Genomic DNA, 3,534 nt, shown 5'->3' with positions numbered 1-3,534 from the left:
CTACTGGGGCCAGCAGCCGTCCATGACCAAGGTGCTGGGCAACTTCGACGCGGCGCAGCACCCCACGGCGCAGAGCGCCGGCCACTACAACGATCCGGACATGCTGGTCGTGGGCATGTCGGGGTTCACCGCCGCGCAGAGCCGCACCCACCTGAGCCTGTGGGCGATCTCCGGGGCCCCGCTGATCGCCGGCAACAACCTGGCCACCATGAGCGCGGACACCAGGAACATCCTCGGCAACCGCGAGGTGCTGGCCATCGACCAGGATTCCCTTGGCCGGCAGGGCGTCAAGGTGGCCGAGGACCACACCGGCCAGCAGGTGTACAGCAAGGTCCTCGCCGGCGGCGGCCGGCGCGCGGTGGTCGCCCTCAACCGCACCGGCTCCGCCGCCGACATCACGGTCCGGTTCGCCGATCTAGGCCTGGCCGGCACCGCCTCCGTTCGTGACGTGTGGAACGCCGCCGACCTCGGCTCGACGACCACGGGCTACACCGTCCACGTGCCGGCGCAGGAGGCCGTGCTGCTGATGGTGACGGGGACCGACCAGCCGGGCGGCGGCGGCCGGGTCGGCGCGATCGTGGGCAAGCAGTCCGGCCGCTGCCTCGACATCGACCACTCCTCGACGACCAACGGCACACAGGCCCAGATCTGGGACTGCAACGGACAGGCCAACCAACAGTGGACCTACACCGGCGGCCAGCAGTTGAGCGTGTACGGCGGCGGAAAGTGCCTGGACGCCCTGAACCAGGGCACAACCGCTGGTACGCAGGCCGTGATCTGGGACTGCAACGGGCAGGCCAATCAGCAGTGGACCGTCGGCGCGGACGGCGCGATTCGCGGCGTGCAGTCCGGGCTGTGCCTCGACGCGACCGGAGCGCACACGGCCAACGGCACCAAGATTGTCTTGTGGCCCTGCGGCACCGGGGACAACCAGCTGTGGAGTCTCCAGTAGGGGTTGTGCGGACCGCCAGGTGTTGTCGCACCTGGCGGTCCGACTCGGTGTGCGTGTCTGCCATGAAGGTTGTCAGCGACGGTTCCCTGGCGGCAATTCTGCCGAGGAAGCACTCCAGGATCTGGGCGCGCAGCCGGTTGATCGCCCTCGTTCGGTCGGCGGCCAGGTCGTAGCGGCGGGCGGTCAGGATGCGCAAGTCGACGGCGATCGTGCGACGAAAAGCAGGCAGGGGATGCATCGTTGCACCTTTCCGACGGTTCGCCGTTCGACGGTAGGGGCGTGACCGACCCCAGGACCATGTCGCTCCAACCCACCATCCGCGACGGCCCGGTGTGTCGAGGCCACATGAGCCGCGTGTGGGGCTATCGGCCATAAAGCGCCGTCAAGACATGGTCCCCACACACATATTCAGTCGGGGTATCACTACCTACGGTGGGTGACCATGACAAGCCCACTCGACGGCAGAACCGCCCTGGTCACCGGCGGCGGCAGCGGTATAGGGCGGGCCTGCGCCGAGGAGTTGGCCGCCGCCGGCGCCAAGGTACTGGTGGTCGACCTCGACCCCCGCACCGCAGTCGAGGTCGCCACCCATATCGGCGGCACCGCGCACGTCGTGGACCTCGCCGACCCGGGCGCCATCGACGAGCTGCCGTCGGACGTCGACATCCTGGTCAACAACGCCGGCATCCAGACAGTCGCGCCGGTGCACGAGTTCCCGCCGGCGCGGTTCGCCCACATCCAGCAGGTCATGGTCACCGCGCCGTTCCTGCTGGCCAGGCGCTGTCTGCCGCACATGTACAACAACCGCTGGGGCCGGCTCGTGCACATCTCCAGCGTGCACGGCGTGCGGGCCAGCCCGTTCAAGGCGGCCTACGTGGCGGCCAAGCACGGGCTGGAGGGCCTGAGCAAGGTGATCGCTCTCGAAGCCGCGCCGCACGGCGTGACCAGCAACTGCGTCGCCCCCGGCTATGTGCGGACGCCGCTGGTCGAGGGTCAGTTGGCCGCCCAGGCCGCCGCCCACGGCATCGACCCCGACCAGGTGCTCACCGACGTGCTGCTCCAGCGGCCGGCGATCAAGCGGCTGATCGAGCCGCGCGACGTGGCCGCCCTGGTCACGTGGCTGTGCGGCGAACAGGCCGGCCACCTCACCGGTGCCAGCCTGCCCGTCGACGGCGGCTGGACCGCCTCCTGACCTGCTGATCCCGCTCGACGACCCGGAAAGCGTGAGTCAACGATGACCCAGACCCTGTCCCCGTCCAGAGAACGCATCGCCCGCGTCGTCACAGCCAGCCTGATCGGCACCACCGTGGAGTGGTACGACTTCTTCCTCTACGGCTCCGCCGCCGCGCTGGTGTTCAACAAGGTCTTCTTCCCGACCGCCGACCCGCTCACCGGCACGCTGCTGGCGTTCGCCACGTACGCCATCGGCTTCGGCGCCCGCCCGCTCGGCGGCCTGGTGTTCGGCCACTTCGGCGACCGTCTCGGCCGCAAGCGACTGCTGGTGCTGAGCCTGCTGATGATGGGCGGCGCCACGTTCCTGATGGGCCTGCTGCCCGGTTACGCCTCGATCGGGATCGGCGCGCCGCTGCTGCTCACGGCATTACGGCTGGTGCAGGGCTTCGCCCTCGGCGGCGAGTGGGGTGGCGCCGTGCTCATCGTCGCCGAACACGGCAGCGCCAAGCACCGCGGCTTCTGGGCGTCGTGGCCGCAGGCCGGCGCGCCCGGCGGCAACCTGCTCGCGACGGCGGTGTTGGCGGTGCTCGCGGCTGTGCAGTCCGATCAGGACTTCGCGTCCTGGGGCTGGCGCATTCCGTTCCTGCTGTCCGGTGTGCTGGTCGCGATTGGACTGTGGATCCGGGTGAGCGTGTCGGAGACGCCGGTGTTCCAGGCCGCCGCCTCACGGGCGGCCGAGAGCGTCGAGCGGATGCCGATCGTCACGGTGCTGCGGACGCAATGGCGTGAGGTGTTGGTGGCCATGGGCGCGCGCATGGGCGAGAACATCTCGTACTACGTGATCACGTCGTTCATCCTGGTCTACGTCGTGGAGACGCTGAAGCTGCCGAAGTCGATCGCCCTGAGCGCGGTGCTGATCGGTTCCGCGGTGGAGTTGGCGGCGATTCCGTTGTGGGGCGCGCTGTCCGACCGCGTCGGCCGCCGCCCGGTGTACCTGTTCGGGGCCATCGGCATGGCGGTGTGGGTCTTCGTGTTCTTCGCGATGCTGGGCAGCCGTTCGGCCGGCTCGATCATCGTCGCCACGACGATCGCCCTTGTGTTGCACGGCGCGATGTACGGGCCGCAGGCAGCGTTCTTCTCCGAGCTGTTCGGGACCAGGGTGCGGTATTCGGGTTCCTCCATCGGTTACCAGCTCGCGTCCATTCTGGCCGGTGGGCTCGCGCCGCTCGTCGCCACCGCGCTGCTGGCGGCCTTCGCCTCGGCAACGCCGATCGCGCTCTACGTGGCGGCCGGGGCGGCGATCTCCGTGCTGGCCGTGGCGCTGTCGCGGGAGACCACCGGTGGGTCGCTGCAGGACGTAGAGTCCTGACCAGATGGAGGCTTTGTGGAGACTGCTCGAACTGCTCGAC

General features: G+C 69.3%; 3 protein-coding genes. All 3 read left to right on the top strand.

Annotated elements, in window-relative coordinates; all coding sequences use genetic code 11:
- The coding region (locus KUTG_RS01785) for a ricin-type beta-trefoil lectin domain protein (protein ID WP_043714406.1) at nucleotides 1–952 on the top strand (952 nt) is incomplete at its 5' end.
- A 442-nt stretch (nucleotides 953–1,394) separates the two neighbouring features.
- Complete coding sequence (locus tag KUTG_RS01780; protein ID WP_043727930.1) at nucleotides 1,395–2,144, top strand: 3-hydroxybutyrate dehydrogenase; 750 nt, start codon at nucleotides 1,395–1,397, stop codon at nucleotides 2,142–2,144.
- Nucleotides 2,145–2,186: 42 nt separating this feature from the next.
- Nucleotides 2,187–3,494, top strand: a complete 1,308-nt coding sequence (locus tag KUTG_RS01775; protein ID WP_052393716.1) for an MFS transporter — start codon at nucleotides 2,187–2,189, stop codon at nucleotides 3,492–3,494.
- Nucleotides 3,495–3,534 lie beyond the last annotated feature (40 nt).

This window comes from Kutzneria sp. 744 (genome assembly GCF_000568255.1).
Classification (GTDB): domain Bacteria; phylum Actinomycetota; class Actinomycetes; order Mycobacteriales; family Pseudonocardiaceae; genus Kutzneria.
The sequence above is the reverse complement of the archived record's forward strand: the minus strand, read 5'-3'. Positions and strand labels throughout refer to the sequence as shown.